The sequence below is a fragment of the Qipengyuania sp. JB2-7 genome (assembly GCF_055693485.1).
Map to the genome: position 1 here is coordinate 481321 of NZ_CM146335.1, position 19377 is coordinate 500697.

The window sequence follows — 19377 nt, forward strand, 5'->3', positions numbered from 1 at the left end:
GAAACCGCACGGAGGATGCTGACGCGGAGGCATCAGCGTAAAATCAAGAAGGTATAACCGCCTGTGCAGCCGCGCCGTCACCTTCTGGCGCAGCAATAATGTCGCGGGTTACGCGGCCCTTGGCGACCGTGTTGGTATCAGGATCACCAATGGAGGAGCGGATACCAGGAGCAGCGGCTCCAGCACGGTCAAGCGCGCTCGTTTCGACCTGACTGCGCTCAGCTGGCCCGCCGAACAGCGCCTCAAGAGCCTGCTCTGATGCAGTGCCATCGGCGGGACGCGGTGCACCCGCAGCAGGCGGCACGAGGTTGAAATCAGGTGGAACCACCAGCGGCGCTTGCCGCTGCACAGCAAACTCATCGGGGCGTTCACGATCGAGGAAACCGCCGCCACCGCAGCCAGCCAGAAGCGTCGCAGTCGCACCAAGTACGGCAAAAGAAAGAGGCTTATTCATCATCGTGTCTCCGCGGAAGGTTCCGCAATATCGTCCAGAGTTTCGTCATCCTTGTCGCTGAAAAAGAAGGATCGGACAAGGATGATCACTACGCCGATGGTGATAGCAGCATCGGCAACATTGAAAATGAGGAAGGGGCGGAAATCACCGAAATGCAGATCGGCATAATCGATGACATAACCCAGATTGTATCGGTCGCGAATGTTGCCCAGCGCACCGCCAAGGATGAGCGATAGGCCCAGAATTTCGCCCAGCGCCTTTTCGCGCAGCATCCAAACTGTGACCACTGCGGCGATAAAGCCGGTCACCGCGACCAGCACCCAGCGCATCTCGCTGCTCGTGGCCTCGAACATGCCCAGTGACACGCCGAAATTCTGAGTCCAGCGAAGGTCGAAGAACGGGATCAGTTCGATCACGCCAACCTGCCGCAATTGCAACGGCCCGCTGACATACCATTTGATCAGCTGATCGATCCCAAAGATCGACAAAGCAATGACAATCCCGATCAGCCGGTTGCGCATGATTGGGGTCATTGTGCGGCATCCAGTTCGGTCACAACATCATCACAGCGGCCACACAGCGCGCCATCTTCGGCCACTTCGGGCAGCAAGCGCCAGCAGCGCCCGCATTTGTGGTGGGATGATTTGGTGACTGTCACGGCGTCGCTATCGCCGCGTGTCACTGACGCAGTGATGAACAGCTCGGCCAGATCATCGTCGCTGAAACCCTCCGGCACTTCGCTGGCGGGCACGATGACCTCAGCCTCGAGGCTGGATCGGATCGTCTTGTCGCGGCGCAGCGGCTCAATCGCCTCGTTCACTTTTTCGCGTAGAGCCCGAAGAGCATCCCATTTCGCACCATCCGCCGTCACACCCGGCACAGGTGGCCAATCGAGCAAATGCACGCTGCCGCCGTCTGGATAGCGGGTGGTCCATACTTCCTCTGCGGTGAACACCAGCACGGGCGCGGCATAGCGCACCAGCGCGTGAAACAGCAGGTCCAGCACGGTGCGATAAGCATTGCGCGTGTTGCTGTCCGGCCCATCGCAATAGAGGCTGTCCTTGCGAATATCGAAAAAGAACGCAGACAAATCCTCGTTGCAGAATTCGACCAGCAGACGCGTATATGTGTTGAAGTCGTAGGTTTCGAGCGCGGTGCGCAGCTTGCCATCAAGATCCGCGAGCAGCGCGAGAACATACCGCTCCAGCTCCGGTATTTCGCCGCTATCACCCATATCGCCGACAAAACCATCAAGAGCGCCGAGCAAATAGCGGAACGTATTGCGCAGCTTGCGGTACTGATCGCCGACGCCTTTCAGGATCTCATCGCCGATCCGGTGATCCTCGGTGAAATCGACCGAGAGCGCCCATAGCCGGATGATATCCGCCCCATATTGCTCCATGATTTTCAGCGGATCGACGGTGTTACCGAGCGATTTCGACATCTTCTTGCCCGAGCTATCCATAGTGAAACCATGGGTAAGGACCGCGTCATAGGGCGCGCGACCGCGTGTCGCACAACTTTCGAGCAGAGAAGATTGGAACCACCCGCGATGCTGGTCGGACCCTTCCAGATACAGGTCGGCGGGCCATTGTTGTTCGGGCCAGCGCCCGCTTTCCAGCACAAAGGCATGGGTGCAGCCGCTGTCGAACCACACATCGAGAATGTCGGTGACCATCCCGAAGTCGTCGGGGTCGTACGCAGGCCCAAGGAACTCGGCTTTGCGCGCCTCATCCCAGGCATCAACGCCTTCTTCCTGCACCGCCGCGACGACGCGGGCATTGACCGCCTCGTCCTGCAGATAGGTGCCATCAGGCCGCACGAACAGCGTGATCGGCACGCCCCATGCGCGTTGGCGGGAGAGGACCCAATCGGGCCGCCCCTCAACCATACTGCCGATGCGATTGCGCCCCTTTTCAGGGTAGAATTTCACGCGGTTGATTTCGTCCATGGCACGGGTGCGCAGCGTGTCGCCCGGTGCCTTTAGATCCTTGTCCATCGGCACAAACCACTGCGGCGTGCAGCGATAAATGACCTTGGCTTTGGAGCGCCAGCTATGCGGATAGGAGTGCTGGTAATCATCGCTCGCGCTGAGCAACGCTCCTGCTTCGCGCAAGTCTGAGCAGATCGGCCCTTCGGGCGAATTGAACGGCTTGTTGATCACCGCGCGGCGGCGCGGCTTGCCATCACCGTCCAGATCATCCGCGCCGAGCCAGCCCCAATCATCGCGATAGCGGCCGTCATTCATCACCGCGAAAACGGGATTGATGCCATTGGCCTTGCACAGGTCGAAGTCATCCTCGCCATGGTCAGGCGACATATGGACAAGGCCGGTACCGGAGTCCGTGGTTACGAAATCGCCGGGCAGGAAAGGGCGGGGGTTCGCGTAGAACCCGCCAAGATGGTGCATTGGGTGTTTGGCGATCGTTCCGGCAAGGTCGGAGCCTTTGAACACCGGCTCATGCTCCATCATCAGAGTTGGAAGATGCTGATGTGATTCCAGAATTCGGTTCTGAAACGCACTCATCAGCTCTTTCGCGATGAGAAATTTCTTTCCTTTGATATGGTCAGAAAGTTGATCGGCTTGTTCACCTACAAACCAACAACGCCGATACTCAACATCCGGCCCATAGGCGATCGCCTGATTCACGGGGATCGTCCATGGCGTCGTCGTCCAAATCACCGCATGCGCGCCGACCAGTTCCTCAATCGGGCTTTCCGTAATCTCAAACGCCACATCAATCTGAGTCGAGGTGATATCCTCATACTCAACCTCGGCCTCGGCCAGAGCGGTCTGCTCCACCGGGCTCCACATCACTGGCTTTGACCCGCGATACAGATTGCCCGCCTCGGCAAATTTCATCAGCTCGGCCACAATCGTCGCCTCAGCCTGAAAATCCATGGTGAGATAGGGATTGTCCCAATCGCCCATCAGGCCCAGCCGCTTCAGCTGCTCGCGCTGAACATCGACCCAATGCTGCGCATAGGCGCGGCATTCGGCGCGGAATTCCTTCGGCGGAACCTCGTTCTTATTCTTCTTTTTCTTGCGGTACTGCTCTTCGACTTTCCATTCGATCGGCAGACCGTGGCAATCCCAGCCGGGAACAAACGGCACGTCTTTGCCCAGCAAAGTCTGGCTGCGGATGACCATGTCTTTCAGCACGCGGTTGAGCGCATGGCCGATATGCATGTCGCCATTCGCGTAAGGCGGGCCGTCGTGATAAATGAATTTCGGGCGGCCCGCGCGTTCCTTGCGCAGCTGCTCATACACCTTCTCATCCTGCCACTGCTTCAGAATGCCTGGCTCTTTCTGAGGCAAGCCGGCCTTCATGGGAAAATCGGTCTTCGGCAGGAAGACGGTGTCTCTATAGTCGCGCTGCTGTGTCATGCGCGGCGATGCCTAGCGGATAGAATGATGTTTCTCCAGCGCCCAAATGCTCGAATTCTGCATGGCGAGCTATACGATATGCAGATGGGCAAATGCTCTGCGATGCGTAGTCTTGCAAGGTCTATTTTGTGGAGCCAACACCATGACTAGCGTGAGCGGAGTGAACAGCGGCGCGACCGCACCTGAAAATGCGCAGCCGGTGAACACGAATATTGGCGGAGCCTCGCAAGCGGCCCAGACAGCCGCAGCAGCCAGCGCCGCTGCTGCAGAAGCGTTTGCGCAACTCTCGCCCGTTGAGCAGGGACGAGCGCTCGCAGCGCTGGATGCGCAAACCGGTGACCCTCTGGCGTCGAACGCGGCCATTGATCCCGCAGCGCATACCTGCACGGTTGAGGTGCGCTACACGCCTGTGGCGCTTGGCGCGAACCACGCCTTTATTGTGACAACCGATGCCGATTCGCAGAATTATTTCCGCGGCGGCCCTGCGGCCAATGGCGGCGGGCTGAACTCGTCATCGGGCAGCGGAACCGTGCCAACCGCTGAGGAGGTGGACCCCAATCACGGGATCTATGGTCATATCGTGACCGAATATGGCGCTTATCGATCAGGCACGATCGATTGGACGACCGAGCCGACTGGGCAGCAGACCGTCGATCACTTTGCCGGTAATTGTGACGCGGTAGAGGCAAGTCTGGAACAGACTATGGATGCCATTGAAGCTGCGCGGATCAATTACATGCCCTTGCATCAGAACAGCAACTCCACCGTACGTGAGGGGCTGGAGCGGGCTGGATATCCGGGTGTCGATCCTGTAGTCTGGGTACCAGCATGGAATACGCAGCTCAACACAAACTGATGCGATGGCTGTTCGCTCCGATAGGGGTTGTGGCAATGGCCGCGTGCAGCCAAGGTCAGGCTATGACTGCAGAGGATCTTCAGGCTCAATTGACTCGCGATCTGCCAGCGGGGGCCGAGGCGTCTCAAGTGGTCGAGTATCTCAATGCCAATGACCTCTCCAGCGATGGTGAGGTCACCTTGGAGAATCTGCGTCCCGTTGCTGGCGAGGCGGGCAGGTCGGATTTGCTCGCTATCATCCGTGATGTGAAAAAGTCTGCGTTCGTATCGACAGCGTTGCAGATGCGTTTTGTCTTTGAAGATCAGGGTGAAACTTTGACCGAAGTGACAGTGCGGGAAATCAATACCGGGCCTTAGGCGAGCAACCTTCGCGCTTCCTCGCAATCCTTCTCCATCTGGGCGGTCAATTCATCTAGCCGCGCGAACTTTGCTTCGCCGCGCAGGAAATGGTGGAACGCGACTTCGATTTCCTGACCGTACAGATCACCGGAAAAGTCGAAGAAATACGGCTCGAGCAATTCCTTGGGCGGCTCGAACTGTGGGCGAATGCCGACATTGGCCGCACCTTTCAGCTCCTGCCCTGTCGCGAGGATACGGCTAGTTACGGCGTAGATCCCGTATTTGGGGCGTAGGTAATTTTCGAGAGTAAGGTTGGCGGTGGGATAGCCGATTTCGCGGCCGCGCTTGTCGCCATGCTCGACCACGCCGCGCACCGCAAAGGGCCGAGTGAGTAGGCGCGCCGCCTCTTGCGGGTCGCCTTCATGCAGGGCTTCGCGCACCCGGCTTGAGCTTATCGGCGCGCCGCTATCAATGACCGCACCGACTGTGCGCGATTGCAGGCCTTGGTCGCCGCCAAAGCCGCGCAGCAGCTCGACATTGCCCTTCGCGCCCTTGCCGAAAGAGAAATCGTCGCCGGTGACCACGCCATGCGCGCCCAATCGCCCTATCAGGATTTGCGTGATGAAGTCTTCCGCGCTGGTACCGGACAGCTCACCATCGAAATGGAACACCAGCATCGCGGTCGCGCCGGCGGCAACGTAATGCTCTTGCCGTTGCTCCAGCGTGGTCAGTCGAAAGGGCGGCGTGTCGGGCCGGAAGAACCGCACGGGATGCGGATCGAAGGTCGCGATAATGCTGGGCCGACCCTCAGCGCGTGCCCATTCAATAGCTTCCTTCGCGACCGCCTGATGCCCGAGGTGAAAGCCATCAAAATTGCCCAGCGCAACAACTGCGCTGCGCAAAGGCTCGGGCACATCCTCGCGATGATCAAGCCAGCGCATCAGTCTGTCTCGACCTCGTGGCGATAGGTCAGGAAAGAATAGGCGGGTGTGTCACCCTGCGCATCGAAGTCCTCTCTCTTGGTCAACTCCCATGCGGGGCCCAAAGCAGGCATCAGTACGTCGCCATCAAAATCGGCATGAATCTCAGTCACTTCTGCGCGAGTAGCGCGTCGTTTGAAGGCGTCAAAGATTGCTGCACCGCCAATAATTGCGACTTCGGCTTCTCCGGCGAGATCCAGCGCCTCATCGACCGAATGGGCAATTTCCGCACCCTCAGCGGTCCAGTCATGCCGCCGCGTCAAAACGATATGGCGTCGACCGGGCAAAAGGCCGGGCAGGCTTTCAAACGTCTTGCGGCCCATGATCATCGGTTTGTTCATCGTCAGTGATTTGAAGCGCTTGAGGTCAGCCGGAAGATGCCAAGGCAGTGTGCCATCCTTGCCGATCACGCCGTTTGCCGCGCGGGCATAGATAAGGAACAGCTCTTGCATCATGACGCGGCGGGCCTCTGGCCAACATAAGTTACATGGCCCATTTTACGCCCATCGCTGGCCTTTGCTTTGCCATAAAGGTGCAGGTGTGCAGTGGTGTCGGTGTTGAAGAGTTTGTACGCGTCATTTGCAACTTTACCGATGATATTGCGCATTTCTACGTTGTTATCGACGCTGTCGGTGCTTCCAAGCGGCAACCCGGCAACCGCACGGATGTGATTTTCGAATTGGCTGGTGACGGCTCCCTCAATTGTCCAATGGCCGGAATTGTGAACCCGCGGGGCCATTTCGTTAAACACCGGGCCTTGCTTCGTGGCGAAGAATTCCAGCGTCAGAACTCCGACATATTTCAGCGCATCGGCCACTTGGCGCGCCAAGTCGCGAGCCTCTTCGATCTGGCCTGAAATCACATCCCCGGCAGGAAGAATTGATCGCGCAAGGATGCCGCCCTCATGCTCATTGCGAGTGCTATCCCAGAACCGGATTTCGCCATCTTGGCCTCTCACCAGGATCACGGAAAACTCAGCGACGAAATCGACGAAGCCCTCGTAGACGCAGGCTATGCCGGGCAGCACTAATGCTTCCGCATCGCGCGTGTTGCTCAGCCGCCACTGGCCCTTGCCATCATAACCATCACGGCAGGTTTTGAGGATGCCGGGTGTGCCAATCGCCTCGATCGCCGCGTCGAGGTCGGCGCGGGTTTCTACTGCGCGATAAGGCGCGGTCGCGCCGCCCAGATCAGTGACAAAACGTTTCTCATTGAGCCGATCCTGCGCCGTCTCAAGCGCGGCTCGGGCAGGATGTAGCTGCTCAGAAGGTAGAGCATCAATCACACTGAGCGGGACGTTTTCAAACTCCCATGTGATCCGATCGCATTTGGTTGCAAAGGCAGCCAGTGCCGCGCGATCGTCCCAAGCATTTTCAAAAAAGTCAGCGCACAAATCCGCTGCAACATTATCACCCTTGGGCGCGTAACCGATGCAGCGATAGCCAAGCTGCGCGGCTGCGCTGGCCATTATCCGGCCAAGCTGGCCGCCACCTAAGATCCCGATGGTCCCCCCGGCTTTCAGCATCAATCGGCAGGTCTTTCTGCCACGGCGTCACTGCGTGCCTGTCGCCATGCCTTGAGACGATCCGCCAAAGCTGCGTCCGAAACGCTCAGGATACTTGCGGCGAACAATCCGGCATTGGTCGCGCCCGCCTCGCCAATCGCCAGCGTGCCGACGGGTACCCCGGCGGGCATTTGCACGATGGACAGCAGGCTGTCTTCACCCGATAACGCCCTGGATTGCACGGGTACCCCCAGAACAGGCAGATGAGTAAGCGCAGCGACCATGCCCGGCAAATGCGCCGCGCCGCCAGCGCCAGCGATAATTACACCGAAGCCTTCGCTTTCCGCGGACTTGGCAAAGTCATACATTCGGTCAGGGGTGCGGTGCGCAGAGACAATCCGTACATCATGAGCAACGTCCAGCTCGCTCAGAACCTCTGCGGCTTTGCGCATAGTCGGCCAGTCGGACTGGCTGCCCATGATGATGGCGACTTTGGGGGTCGCTTCGCTCATTTTAAGCGTCCTTCAGGTAATAGCGTTCGCCCGAAGGCTTCAGATCATCGCCAAAGTCATACATGATCGGCTGCCCTGTCGGAATCTCCAGACCGGTAATGTCATCATCCGAAATGCCCGACAAATGTTTGACCAGCGCGCGCAAGCTGTTGCCATGGGCGCTGATAATCACCGTCTCGCCCGCGCCAAGAACCGGCAGAATGTCGCTCTCCCAATAGGGCAATACGCGTTCAATTGTCAGTTTCAGGCTTTCCGCCTTGGGCACAGGCACACCGGCATAGCGCGGATCGCCCGACAGATCGAACTCGCTGCCTTCCTCAATATCAGGCGGCGGGACATCGAAACTGCGTCGCCAGATATGCACTTGCTCATCGCCGTGCTTATCGCGTGTTTCCTGTTTGTTGAGGCCGGTCAGCCCGCCATAGTGCCGCTCGTTCAAGCGCCAGTCTTTGGTGACGGGTAGCCATAGCCGCCCCGCTGCCTCCAGCGCCAGATTGAGCGTCTTGATCGCGCGCGTCTGATAGCTGGTAAAGGCAATTGTTGGCAGCACGCCTTTTTCTTTGAGCAATTCGCCCGCCGCGATGGCTTCGGCCACGCCTTTTTTAGTCAGATCGACATCCCACCAGCCGGTGAAACGGTTGGCGAGGTTCCATTCGCTTTGACCGTGGCGAACTAGGATGAGTTTTGGCATTGTATCTCCAGCGTTTGCGGGGCTGCTTAGCGGGAGGGTGGCTCGCCCTCAAGTAGCGAAGCGGTAGGGCAAGAAAGATTGGAGGGTGCGGGTGCGGGCGGCATAGGCCCCCAAAACAAGAAAGGGTGCACTAACTGTCGCTCTTCCCTTTGGAAACCCCGCTTGGCTCGGATTCGCGCATTTCTCGGCTCTGCGATTTTCGCTTGCGCAGATTCTCGCGAAGTTTCGCGGCCAGTCGCTCTTCTTTAGTCAGCTTTTTGTCGGCGTGTTCACTCATATGAAATCCAATGCCGTTACTCGATGAACACATCAAGCTTGGCTTGACATTGGGGCGCTTCACAACGATAGGCGCGCTCCTTGGACAACAGTGCCGCGGTAGCTCAGTGGTAGAGCGCACCCTTGGTAAGGGTGAGGCCGAGAGTTCAATTCTCTCTCGTGGCACCATTCGTTTTTTGATTTGCGATCAACCGAAGCGCATTCCCGTCAACCTCCAAATTTATCGCGCAATTTCCGTAGCTTGAGAGCATGTCGAACCCGGGTCCGGTGCCTAGAGACGCTTTTGGCACTGGCAAAAGGGGCACTGAAGGGTGATTTTCTCTGCGCGCCGTTTTGGTGGCACCAAGTGTCAAACCGGATTTGGATGAGCTTCAGGAAAAGCCAAGCAATTTGCGCTGTTTTTCCCAGGCCAACGGAATATCGCCGCGTCGAAGTAGTTGTCTGCCAGAGAGTTGGGCAGGCTGTCTGCCTTCGACAATGGCCTGAATGATGTCCGGCGCGAGCAATGACAGTCGAGCGAGGCGCGTGAGATGCCTCTTGCTCAGGCCCTCAACCAGCGGTTCTGGTTCCTCATCAATCAAATGTTTGCGAGCAGCGAAAGCTTGGGCGAGGAGTCGGACGAGCGCGGGATCCGCCTTACACGGTGCGGTTTCGGATACATCGACAAGCTTCACTTCCCGCCCGCGCCGTACGATCTTGGTTTGGACGACAAGTACTGCTGGATCTTCTGCTCCTGCCGATGCCAGAGTGACCTCCAGTTGTTCTCTTTGCAGTCGCACCGTGCATCCGAGATCAATCAGTACGGCGCGTTTCTCTGAAGCTGAGCCAGACTGAATCTTCTCCTTGACGATCTTTCTTGCTTTGAGCGTTTCGTCCCACTGATCCCGATCAGCATGTTCGACAGAGCATGGGCGATCTAGCCAATCTCCAACGGCTTCCAGCACCATCTTGTCGATCGGGCCTGCGGGGAGTCGCCAAGGGTTTGAAGTATTCTCCCGATGGCATTTTCGAGTGACATAATAGCAGTAGACCTTGCTGCCCTTCTGGCCTCTGGTCGGCGACATGGAGCGCCCATCTGGATCTGTGAGCATGCCGCTTAATAGAGAAGGCATCTTGCAGTTATGGCTAATGTTTTGGCGGCGATTGTTCTCTGCTAGAATGCGTTGCGCTTCGTCAAACAGCTTTTCTGATATCAGCCCGTTATGCTCTCCATCGTAGACGTTTCCCTTGTGCCTGACCTTGCCAGCATAGATCGGATTCTTAAGGAGCAGAGCGAGCGGTCCTCGCGTAAATGGAATGCCGCCTACCGTTCGACCCGATGAAAACTCCCTCACTCGAGTGCGGATATCCGAATTGACCAAATCGACCTCAAGCGCGGGGATCGATTTTAGCTCCAAATAGCGACTAAAGATGTAGCGGACATCCTTCGCTTCGCACTCGCGCTCAATCAGCTTGCCGTCATCGAGCAAAAAGCCAAATGGAATGGCGCCTCCCATCCATATGCCCTTTTTCTTCGACGCAGCAACTTTGTCACGTATCCTCTCGCTCGTGACCTCACGTTCGAACTGGGCAAATGACAACAGTACATTGAGGGTCAAGCGCCCCATGCTTGTTGTGGTGTTGAAGGCTTGTGTCACGCTGACGAAGGAAGCTTCATTGTCGTCCAGGACTTCCACGATCTTGGCAAAGTCAGCGAGCGAACGCGTCAGTCGGTCAACCTTGTAGACGACAATCACATCGACCTTGCCAGCTCTAACATCGCTTAGAAGCTGCTGCAGCGCGGGGCGCTCCATTGAGCCTCCTGACCACCCACCGTCATCATAGTGGTCATCGACCTGCTCCCAACCCACGCCGGCTTGGCTTAGAATGTAGGCAGAGCAGGCTTCGCGCTGCGCGTCGAGACTGTTGAAGTCTTGTTCTAGTCCATCCTCTGTCGACTTGCGCGTGTAGATTGCGCAGCGTTTTCGCGAGGCTTCGTTAGCCATCTTCCTCGACCTTCTCCTTCACCAGCCCGAAGAAGCGCGGGCCAGACCAATGCGCTCCAGTAATCGCTTTCGCTATCTGCGACAGGCTGTTGTAGCGTCTGCCTTCGAACTCGAAGCCTTCCTCACAGACTAAGACTTGATGCATCTTGCCATGCCAGGAGCGAGTGAGCCTTGTGCCCGGCTTCAGGTGCGGGACCATGATGTGAACTTCACCAGTCCTGGCTAGGCGTTTTCCAATCTTGGCGATGGCTGATGCCGTTGGACGCGGTAGTTTTCCATGCACGCGTTCTTGGATCTTGTAGGAGATCGCGCGACGCATGAGATCGGGGCTAATATCAGGGGCAGGGCAGCGCATCACTCGGTGCCAACGAGCCTTGAGTTGTTTGGTTGTGCAGGTTTCTAATTCCTCGAGCTCAGCAGCGACATCGATCATTGCGTTGGCCCGGAGGTGACAAGATAACGACTGGTGCCCGTGCGATCACGCGTGCAGACGATACAATATCCTTGCTTGCGCAGACGAGAAATGAACGCACGGATGCTGTGCCTCTTCCATTGGGTGGCTTCGATAATCTCATCGAGCTTTGCGCCTCGTTTGCGTTTGAGCAGGCGCAGAACTTTCTCGGTTTTTGAAAGGGGTATTTGGGTCATCCTCTTGGCCTTCAATCTGTAGCGCCAAACCACCTGGCGCTTTCACTGATCCGAGCCGCGAGTTCGCTGCATCGAACTGGCGGCAAGCCTTCGAAGATGGCGCCATGACTTTGCTCGCCTCCGCGGCACAGTCCAGTCGAAAAGAGACGCTATGCAAAAAGATGCATATGGACTTCCAAGGATGTCTGAGCATTGCAGTGCACATGGATGAGATCGACCGCGAACTCCTCAGCCTGCTCTGTACCAAGATCGGTATGCTGATGGAGGACCACAGCACTCTCTCTTTGACAGTGGGAGATCAATCCAAAGGTGGGCAAGTGGCTGCAGTCGAAAAGCTAGCTGACGCCTCAACGAAGATCGCGAAACTGCCGGCTGCCGCTCAATCCATCGCAGGATGACTGCAATGCGCCCCAGTACAAGACATAGCCTTTCGAGAATTTGATTCCGAAAGCGGACATTTGGAACGTAACCCTCAGCAGGGAGAGATCAGAATTCCGGATCCTGTCGGGTGCGCCATTGTTCAACTTTTTTGGCGTACGTTGCCTTTATGGAACAAGCTCTCTCACGAGCAAAACACATGAGCACGTCGGGCAGGATTCATGAAAAACGCGTACTTGACGAAACAGGTTTTGAATTGAGCACAATACTAATGTAGCAACTGCTTAGTCAGGCTTCGCAATGGACTTCAATGTGGATAGAAAATCCAAAAAACCTTCGCGTAGCTACTCACAGAAGACGCTTAAAGTTCTCTTCGCCCTCTCACGCAATGAATGCTCTTGGCCCGGATGTACCGAAAAGATTATTTCAGATAAAACTGAGAAATCCGATGAACTTGTCGTAGGACAGATTGCCCACATTTATGCGATCAGTGAGGACGGTCCACGAGGCAAGGCAGGGCTGACAAGCGCCCAATTGAATGAGCCAGCGAATTTGCTTCTCCTTTGCCCTACTCACCACGTCATTGTCGACGGTCAGCACGAGACGTACCCTGCTCAACTGTTGCTCGATTGGAAGGCAAAACACGAGAAGCATTACCGCGATGAGCTTTCCGATAGCATCAGCGATGTGGGGTTTGCCGAACTGGAGGTGGCAGCCAAGGCCCTAATGGCAGCTTCGTCTCCGACTGCACCAGGATCCCTGGCCGTGATCCCGCCTCAAGAGAAGATCGAGCGAAATGACCTCGGCCCGACGTCGAGTGCGCTTCTTTCCATGGGGGCAGCAAAATCAGCCGAAGTTGGGGAAGTCCTAGTAAAGGCTGCGGGGCTAGATCCGGAATTTCCCATCCGTCTTAGTGCTGGGTTCATTGCTCAATACGAGAAGGCCAAGGCGGAAGGCTTAAGCGGCGACGCCATATTCAACGAGCTCTATGCTTGGGTTGGCGGAGGCGGAGGCAACAAAGAAAAAGAGGCGGCAGGCCTGTGTTTCGTAGCCCACCTATTCATAATATGCGACATCTTTGAGAAGTGAATCAGATGTCCGTCTTACCCAGCAAATACGTTCCCATTGAGCATTCTCCGGTAGGAGTGGCTGCTTTATTAGTCGAGGCTCTCGGAGCCAACGACACCATAAACTCGCTGTGGGATAGAGTCAGGACAGATGAGCGAATTCGTTCGTTCGATAGCTTCGCGGTTGCGCTTACGCTCCTCTATACCGGTCGACTGATCAATTTCGATAAGGGCGTCCTTCGACTTGCTCCGTCAGAGGATGCCGAACTGTGATAAAAAGGGTCTGGTCAGATCTCGACACGTTTCGTGCAGTTGAATTTACCCACGGAATGAATGTCGTATTGGCGGATACCAGCACAGATTCGGATGAAACAGAGAGTACGAATGGCCTTGGCAAATCGACTCTGCTCCGCATCATAAATTTCTGTCTCGGCTCGGATCTGCGGCGTGACAAGACTCTCTCCCACCCTGATCTGAAAGGTGTAACCTTCAGCCTGGAGCTCGAGGGCAAAGTCTCCTGCATCGTTCATAGAAACACAGCGAAACCAAATTTGGTCTCAGTCTCGCCAAAGTTTTTGGTCGGGCTGCCATTCGAATATGAGCTAGAGAATGGGCTAGCCGTTCTCGAATTAGAGGATTGGAAGAGCGCCCTATCAGAGCGGTTCGTCCCAGAAGCGCGAATGCCAGATGATCACGAGAGATTTAGCCCAAGCTTTCGGGAGTTCTCGCGGTATTTGATCAGGCTGGGCAAGCAAGCATACACGTCGCCACAGGTCTCACACGGCGGTCAGGCTGGAAACACTCGCCGTATCAACACTAGTTTTCTTCTTGGACTAAACTGGCTCGTTCAGAGGCAACTCCACGCGCTCGAGGATGCTCGCAGTCGCGTAAAGGCAGCAGCTAAGGCGATAGCTGCGATAGAGACATCGGAGAACGAGAGATCGATTGGAGATCTCGAGGCAGATCGCGTGCTGCTCGAGAAGAGTTTGGCCGATAAGGAGGCCGAAGTATCACAATTCAATCTACGGGAAGATTATCACGATCTCGAAGAGCAACTGGAGGCGGTCGACCAACAAATCCATGCACTCGTGAACCAGAATTACAGTGATGGACGACTGCTTTCGTATTATCGGGAAAGCTCTAGTGAAGCGCCATTGTTTGATGCGGATGGCCCCACGAGGATTCTCAAAGACGCCGGTGCATTGTTCCGACCAGAGGCGCTAAGAAGCCTAGATGAAGTGGCTGCCTTTCACCGCGAGATACACGCAAATAGAAGTCAGTTCCTTGAGGCCGAAACGAAGCGCTTATCGGAACAGGTGTCTTTGCGACGCCTTGAGATTGATCAAGCCAGTCAGAACAAAAGTGATCTGATGAAGATACTCTCCTCGAGTGGCGCTATCGACTCTTTGATTGCGCTTCAGCGCAGCGTTTCTGAAATTTCGATTGAGCTTGAGACGATAAAAACTCGGATCGAAGACCGAAAGGTTTTCGAGTTGAGGGAAGACGAACTGACCCGCGAGTTAAGCGAGACCCGCACGCTCTTAAGAGGCGATCTTGAGAGCCGGAGGTCAGCGATTGACGAGGCAATCGGACTCTTCGCTGATTACACACGAAGTCTATACGGTGTGGCGGGCAAACTTGGTGTGGACGTCGGCACAAAGGGTTACAGGTTTACCTTTGCAATCGATCGAATGGGTAGTGACGGCGTCGATCAGATGGTCGTCTTTTGCTTTGATCTGGTTCTCGCCACACTCAGGGCCAGGGCGGGAAAGAAATTCCTTTCTCTCGTACACGATAGCACCATGTTTGCGGACGTGGACCCTCGCCAATACGGCCTTGCTTTGCAGCTGGCTCAATCCATCTCAGAGCAAGAAGGTTTTCAGTACATAGTTTGCCTGAATGTTGGCGCATTGCCCACGGACTACTTAGGTGAACTTGATCTCGATCCACTAATAAAACTGAGGCTACATGATGCTAATGATGGCGGTCGACTTCTCGGCGTAAGGCTAAAGCCGAATGAGGGATAACCAGAAGGGTATGGTGAAGTCCTTCGTTGCACTCCAATGGCAATGTGAGCGAGCTAAGTGACCACACTCTACATCGACACTAGCATCGTTATGAATGAAGGTTTCTTTCGTTCAGCCTTCGCCCAGTCCTTTTTGAGGGCGTGTGCCTTGCTTCAGATAAAGGTCGTGGTACCCGAGGTCGTGCTTGACGAAGCCGCAGGCAACTACCCCAAGCGTCTTCGCGATAAGCATAAGGCTTTCCAAAAGGCTGAAAGAGAGTTGGCGAAACTCATCGATCTGAATGTTCAGGACATTCAGATTGAGAATATCATCGAAGCCTACCCAGGCGACTTTGAAGACATCTTATTGGGGGCTGGTGTCGAGATTGCGCCGTACCCTGAGGTGTCCGTCGTCATGACATTTGGCACAGACTGAGAGTTGATCGTTTGGAGGACTGGCCTCGTCTGTTGGTTTCAGTTTAGGCGGCTAGCTTGCGGTGAAGCAAGCGGCGATGTTTTAGCGTCTTTTGTTTGATCCTTTCTCTTCGCTTGATGATGGCTGCGGCTCTACCGAAGTAGACGTCGGCAGGTGTGACGTTGTCGAGGCTCTCGTGATAGCGCTGATGGTTGTAATGCTCGACGAACGCTTTGATTTGGTTTTCTAGATCGCCTGGCAGGAAGTAGTTCTCCAGCAGAACACGGTTCTTGAGCGTCTGATGCCAGCGCTCGATCTTGCCTTGGGTCTGCGGATGGAAGGGCGCGCTTCGCACGTGATCCATCTTCTTGGCGCTGATGTAATCAGCCAGCTCTCCAGCGATGTAACAGGGACCGTTGTCCGATAGCAGGCGCGGCTTATGCAGCACATTGGCATGGCTACAGTCTGAAGCAGTAAGAGCCATATCGAGGGTCTCAGTGACGTCTTCGGCTCGCATGGTGGTGCACAGCTTCCAGCTGATGATGTAGCGCGAGTAATCATCGAGCACGGTGGAGAGGTACATCCAGCCCCACCCGATGATCTTGAAGTAGGTGAAGTCCGTCTGCCACATCTCGTTCGGTCGCATGGTTTGCGTGTGGAACTGGTCTGCCGCCTTGATCACCGTGTAAGCAGGACTGGTGATCAGATCATGAGCCCTCAGAAGTCGGTAAACGGTCGCTTCAGAGACGAAGTAGCGCTTCTCATCAGTGAAGCGCACCGCAAGTTCACGCGGACTGAGCTCGCTATGCTCCAGCGCCATATCAACGATCTGGTCCTGCACTTCGGGCGCAATGCGGTTCCATACCCTGCTTGGCGTTGAGGGACGATCCTTGAGCGCCTCAGGCCCGCCTTCTAGGTAGCGGTCATACCAGCGGTAGAAGGTCCGCCGCGCCACGCCGAGCTGATCCAGCGTGCGCTTGGCAGGCAGATGTGACTGCTCGACCAGCTTGATGATCTCCAGCTTCTCAGATGCAGGGTATCTCATGCGTCGTCTCCCCCAAGCCCGGTCATGCTTTTTTGAGCAACCGGTTCTCCAGGGTCAGATCAGCAACACACTCCTTCAGATCACGCGCCTCATTACGCAGATCCTTCACCTCATCCGTGGTCGCAGCACGGGCTGTATCGCCAGCAAGACGGCGTTTACCCGCTTCCATGAATTCCTTCGACCAGGTGTAATACAGGCTTTGCGCGATCCCTTCACGGCGGCACAGCTCAGCAATGCTATCATCGCCGCGCAGACCTTCCAATACGATCCTGATCTTGTCTTCGGCTGAGAAGTGCCGCCGCGTCCGACGGCGGATGTCCTTCACAACCTGCTCCGCAGGTTGCTTCGACTTCGACTTTTTGGTTCTCATCTTCGTTCCTTCGTCACTACGACGAGAACCAAAACTCTCCTAAACTTCAACCGCTAATCTGTGCCATAGGTGCTGACGGGGAACAGTTTACTGCGGACAAAAACGCTCCGCCTGCAACCAGCTTCCACCGAATACGCGAGCACTCTTTGAGCTGTCGTGCCATTTCACGATCCTGTTGTTCTTCAAAATCCTTAATTAGCGAGTCGATATCTGCAACCATTTTGACCTATGTAAAGTGAGTTATTATGAAATATTACATCAATTACTATAATAAAAACAAGTGGAGATTTGATTTTGTACTTACTTACGCTTCAATAATAACTCTACTATTTAGTTTGATCATATACAGCTTTGCCTCAAATCCCGATAATTCATTTGAGGTTACAGTCAGAGAAGGCCTCTCGGCGGCATTGATTTCGATACTCGTTGGCCTCTTTTTCATGTATCTTAAAGAGAAGGGTATCGTCAAAGGCTTCGAGGAATCCAAAGAGGATTTTCAAAAAGTTCTGCACCTCGCCCACCAGATGCACGAAAACCAAGAAAACTATGGTCTGGGTGGTGTGTACGAGACAATCGACGAAATTGAGAAGTTTGAGCAGCTTGCCAACAGTGCTGAACCGGAAAATCGCCCCCATGTGCGTTGGTCCAACTTCAAGATCGAAGGCATTGATCAGCATCTTAACGCGATAAAGCGTTTCGTTGAAGCTGGTGGGCGACTGGACTTACTTGTGAGCAGTATCAGTGATGAACATTGCCTCGAGAGTCGGATTGAAGAGCTTCTCGCCGGCCAACGGTTGGGCAATGAGGGCGAAGCTCAAAGTGAGTTTGATGATGCGACGGCCAGCGTGATGCGCGAAAGCGTGATCAATCGCACAGCGAGACTTATAAACTTCAGAGATAAGGTTGCGAGGGCGCCGGGTGAGTTGAACTTGGGCTTTGCGAAAGGAAGGCTCGGCTTTCCTTGCTTCATCCTGGAACAAGGGGCACACCTTGAAGCCTACACAGGTTTCTATCTTCTGAAGCGCTCAAGTCAGATGCCCTACATCAAGTGGAACACCTCAAAGGCCGGAACGGTCGCGGCTATGGTAGAATATTTTGATCACAGCTTTCAGCGTGCTGCAAGTCCCGAAGATGTTCGCAAATTTCCGCAAATTTCTCGCGTTCTGAATGAGCACGAGGTTGTATAGACCTTTTAGGGAAGGCTTCGCTGTCACGCGATTGCATCGTCCCTGTTAATCAGGGATCACGCGTTAGAATTTCTTGAGGAAAATGGTTGGGCATCCGGGCAGGCTCTCGCAAGCCGAGCCGCGATGCGTCTCAGGCCCGTGTGGGCATCGATCCTTGATGCGTATCTTAGGGGCGCTGCCCCTCAGCGCGCTGCCAGGGTATCCCCAGCCTTCAATACGCTTTGCTCCTTTGCAGGCTGGGTGATCCCCTCCCTGGCACCTTGCACACCCCGCTCTCGCCGATGGGCAAGGGTTCATGTCGAACCCGAAAGCCTAAGGAGGAAATGGGAGATGAGTGGAAGTGAAATCAGAATCTATGTGGCGTGTCTGGCCGCCTACAATAACGGTATTTTGCACGGGAGTTGGATCAACGCCAATCAAGAGCCGTTTGATATCTGGAATGAAGTGAGCGCGATGCTCATGGCCTCACCAATTGAAGATGCAGAAGAGTGGGCCATTCATGACCATGATGGCTTTGAGGGCTGTAGCGTCGCCGAATATGCTGGCTTTGAATATGTCTCAGAGCTTGCAAGCTTCATAGGTGAGCATGGAGCGCTTGGCGGTAAGCTGGTTGAGTATCACGGCAGCCTAGAAGATGCCCGCACGTCAATCGAAGACCAGTATGCGGGCGAGTATGAAAGCCTGTCAGATTTTGCGCAGGAACTCACCGAGCAAGGAGCACCAGTTCCCGATAATCTGGCCTTTTACATCGACTACGAGAAGATGGCCCGTGACCTCGAAATCAATGACGTTCTAACGATAAAGACAGGCCACAATCAGGTACATGTCTTTTGGGCGCACTGATATGCGTGCGACAAAGGAACCAATTGAATTCACCCATGGCGGATATGGCGCGGGCCATCCGTGGTACTACAATCTGGGCGGCAGGGTGCTTACGCTCAAGCAGATCAGAGATAGCGTGAGGTACAGCGGTTATCAGGGCTATATGCGCGAGGACATTAGAGCCGCCGCTGACAAGTCTGAGCCGCAGCGCTCGCACATTCTGCGCGCGATCAAAGCCAAGGTGACGGAAGACCTTGCGCGTGACTTAAGCGGCTACCGCGCAAGAGCGCGCGAACTTGCAGCTTTCCGCAAAGAACATCCAGAGCCATGCGAGCCGTCCAGCGCGGATATTCACACGAACATTAGCCTCAAGCATAATCATCTGTTCAATGATTTTGCACATCTGATCTGGCTCGATGAATTGCTGTCCCATCAAGGCGATCTATTCGGCTGAGC

General features: G+C 55.3%; 22 protein-coding genes and 1 tRNA gene. 11 read left to right on the top strand and 12 right to left on the bottom strand.

The features are described 5' to 3' along the window. Positions 1-43: 43 nt before the first annotated feature. The 3 genes from ACZ1GM_RS02330 to ileS are packed head-to-tail and all read right to left on the bottom strand — an operon-like array spanning position 44 to position 3842. Positions 44-454, bottom strand: a complete 411-nt coding sequence (locus ACZ1GM_RS02330; protein WP_472678609.1) for a DUF3035 domain-containing protein — start codon at positions 452-454, stop codon at positions 44-46. Further along, positions 454-987 (bottom strand): signal peptidase II, encoded by a 534-nt coding sequence (gene lspA, locus ACZ1GM_RS02335; RefSeq protein WP_472677588.1) that lies wholly within the window; start codon positions 985-987, stop codon positions 454-456. Before lspA ends, ACZ1GM_RS02330 begins: the two co-directional genes overlap by 1 nt. Continuing rightward, positions 984-3842, bottom strand: a complete 2859-nt coding sequence (ileS, locus tag ACZ1GM_RS02340; protein WP_472677589.1) for an isoleucine--tRNA ligase — start codon at positions 3840-3842, stop codon at positions 984-986. Before ileS ends, lspA begins: the two co-directional genes overlap by 4 nt. A 142-nt stretch (positions 3843-3984) precedes the next feature. Here ileS and ACZ1GM_RS02345 point away from each other — a divergent pair, with 142 nt between their 5' ends. Both ACZ1GM_RS02345 and ACZ1GM_RS02350 read left to right on the top strand, forming a co-directional pair. Continuing rightward, on the top strand, positions 3985-4698 hold the full coding sequence (locus ACZ1GM_RS02345) for a hypothetical protein (protein ID WP_472677590.1): 714 nt from the start codon (positions 3985-3987) through the stop codon (positions 4696-4698). A 35-nt stretch (positions 4699-4733) separates the two neighbouring features. Continuing rightward, complete coding sequence (locus ACZ1GM_RS02350) at positions 4734-5054, top strand: hypothetical protein (RefSeq protein ID WP_472677591.1); 321 nt, start codon at positions 4734-4736, stop codon at positions 5052-5054. Here the strand turns inward: ACZ1GM_RS02350 and ACZ1GM_RS02355 are convergent. The 5 genes from ACZ1GM_RS02355 to gpmA are packed head-to-tail and all read right to left on the bottom strand — an operon-like array spanning position 5051 to position 8723. Next, positions 5051-5977 (bottom strand): bifunctional riboflavin kinase/FAD synthetase, encoded by a 927-nt coding sequence (locus ACZ1GM_RS02355; RefSeq protein WP_472677592.1) that lies wholly within the window; start codon positions 5975-5977, stop codon positions 5051-5053. The genes ACZ1GM_RS02350 and ACZ1GM_RS02355 overlap by 4 nt on opposite strands. Continuing rightward, a complete protein-coding gene (locus ACZ1GM_RS02360) occupies positions 5977-6471 on the bottom strand; it encodes a dihydrofolate reductase (RefSeq protein WP_472677593.1) in 495 nt (164 codons plus the stop codon). The genes ACZ1GM_RS02355 and ACZ1GM_RS02360 overlap by 1 nt, the downstream gene beginning before the upstream one ends. Beyond that, positions 6468-7541: a 5-(carboxyamino)imidazole ribonucleotide synthase gene (locus tag ACZ1GM_RS02365; protein WP_472677594.1), complete on the bottom strand. Its 1074-nt coding sequence runs from the start codon at positions 7539-7541 to the stop codon at positions 6468-6470. The genes ACZ1GM_RS02360 and ACZ1GM_RS02365 overlap by 4 nt, the downstream gene beginning before the upstream one ends. Then, complete coding sequence (purE, locus tag ACZ1GM_RS02370; protein WP_472677595.1) at positions 7541-8032, bottom strand: 5-(carboxyamino)imidazole ribonucleotide mutase; 492 nt, start codon at positions 8030-8032, stop codon at positions 7541-7543. The genes ACZ1GM_RS02365 and purE overlap by 1 nt, the downstream gene beginning before the upstream one ends. 1 nt (position 8033) lies before the next feature. After that, positions 8034-8723, bottom strand: a complete 690-nt coding sequence (gene gpmA, locus ACZ1GM_RS02375) for a 2,3-diphosphoglycerate-dependent phosphoglycerate mutase (protein WP_472677596.1) — start codon at positions 8721-8723, stop codon at positions 8034-8036. A gap of 369 nt (positions 8724-9092) precedes the next feature. Here gpmA and ACZ1GM_RS02380 point away from each other — a divergent pair. Then, positions 9093-9167: transfer RNA gene (locus ACZ1GM_RS02380), tRNA-Thr, on the top strand. A 203-nt stretch (positions 9168-9370) separates the two neighbouring features. Here the strand turns inward: ACZ1GM_RS02380 and ACZ1GM_RS02385 are convergent. From ACZ1GM_RS02385 to ACZ1GM_RS02395, 3 genes are read right to left on the bottom strand one after another with little or no spacing between them, the layout of a single operon-like run. Next, a complete protein-coding gene (locus tag ACZ1GM_RS02385) occupies positions 9371-10984 on the bottom strand; it encodes a recombinase family protein (protein WP_472677597.1) in 1614 nt (537 codons plus the stop codon). Beyond that, positions 10977-11417 (bottom strand): DUF2924 domain-containing protein, encoded by a 441-nt coding sequence (locus ACZ1GM_RS02390; protein WP_472677598.1) that lies wholly within the window; start codon positions 11415-11417, stop codon positions 10977-10979. Before ACZ1GM_RS02390 ends, ACZ1GM_RS02385 begins: the two co-directional genes overlap by 8 nt. After that, entirely contained in the window at positions 11414-11632 is a 219-nt protein-coding gene (locus tag ACZ1GM_RS02395; RefSeq protein WP_472677599.1) for a DUF3489 domain-containing protein, read from the bottom strand. Before ACZ1GM_RS02395 ends, ACZ1GM_RS02390 begins: the two co-directional genes overlap by 4 nt. Before the next feature lie 104 nt (positions 11633-11736). Here ACZ1GM_RS02395 and ACZ1GM_RS02400 point away from each other — a divergent pair, with 104 nt between their 5' ends. The 5 genes from ACZ1GM_RS02400 (at position 11737) to ACZ1GM_RS02420 (ending at position 15518) form a co-directional block, all read left to right on the top strand. Continuing rightward, a complete protein-coding gene (locus ACZ1GM_RS02400) occupies positions 11737-12030 on the top strand; it encodes a hypothetical protein (protein ID WP_472677600.1) in 294 nt (97 codons plus the stop codon). Positions 12031-12310: 280 nt separating this feature from the next. Beyond that, entirely contained in the window at positions 12311-13099 is a 789-nt protein-coding gene (locus ACZ1GM_RS02405; RefSeq protein WP_472677601.1) for a hypothetical protein, read from the top strand. A gap of 5 nt (positions 13100-13104) precedes the next feature. Further along, a complete protein-coding gene (locus ACZ1GM_RS02410) occupies positions 13105-13350 on the top strand; it encodes an ABC-three component system middle component 6 (RefSeq protein ID WP_472677602.1) in 246 nt (81 codons plus the stop codon). Beyond that, complete coding sequence (locus ACZ1GM_RS02415) at positions 13347-15104, top strand: DUF2326 domain-containing protein (RefSeq protein ID WP_472677603.1); 1758 nt, start codon at positions 13347-13349, stop codon at positions 15102-15104. Before ACZ1GM_RS02410 ends, ACZ1GM_RS02415 begins: the two co-directional genes overlap by 4 nt. A 57-nt stretch (positions 15105-15161) precedes the next feature. After that, positions 15162-15518 carry a PIN domain-containing protein gene (locus tag ACZ1GM_RS02420; protein WP_472677604.1) on the top strand — a complete coding sequence of 119 codons (357 nt, stop codon included), beginning with the start codon at positions 15162-15164 and terminating at the stop codon, positions 15516-15518. A gap of 43 nt (positions 15519-15561) precedes the next feature. Here ACZ1GM_RS02420 and ACZ1GM_RS02425 read toward each other — a convergent pair. Beyond that, a protein-coding gene (locus tag ACZ1GM_RS02425; protein WP_472676197.1) for an IS3 family transposase occupies positions 15562-16912 on the bottom strand; the annotation gives its coding sequence in 2 pieces (ribosomal slippage) (positions 15562-16576 and positions 16575-16912; 1353 coding nt in all). Positions 16913-17157: 245 nt separating this feature from the next. Between ACZ1GM_RS02425 and ACZ1GM_RS02430 the strand changes: the two genes are divergently transcribed. The 3 genes from ACZ1GM_RS02430 (at position 17158) to ACZ1GM_RS02440 (ending at position 19375) form a co-directional block, all read left to right on the top strand. Continuing rightward, positions 17158-18099 carry a hypothetical protein gene (locus tag ACZ1GM_RS02430; RefSeq protein ID WP_472677605.1) on the top strand — a complete coding sequence of 314 codons (942 nt, stop codon included), beginning with the start codon at positions 17158-17160 and terminating at the stop codon, positions 18097-18099. Positions 18100-18429: 330 nt separating this feature from the next. Next, positions 18430-18942: an antirestriction protein ArdA gene (locus ACZ1GM_RS02435; RefSeq protein WP_472677606.1), complete on the top strand. Its 513-nt coding sequence runs from the start codon at positions 18430-18432 to the stop codon at positions 18940-18942. A 1-nt stretch (position 18943) separates the two neighbouring features. Next, entirely contained in the window at positions 18944-19375 is a 432-nt protein-coding gene (locus ACZ1GM_RS02440) for a hypothetical protein (RefSeq protein ID WP_472677607.1), read from the top strand. Positions 19376-19377 lie beyond the last annotated feature (2 nt).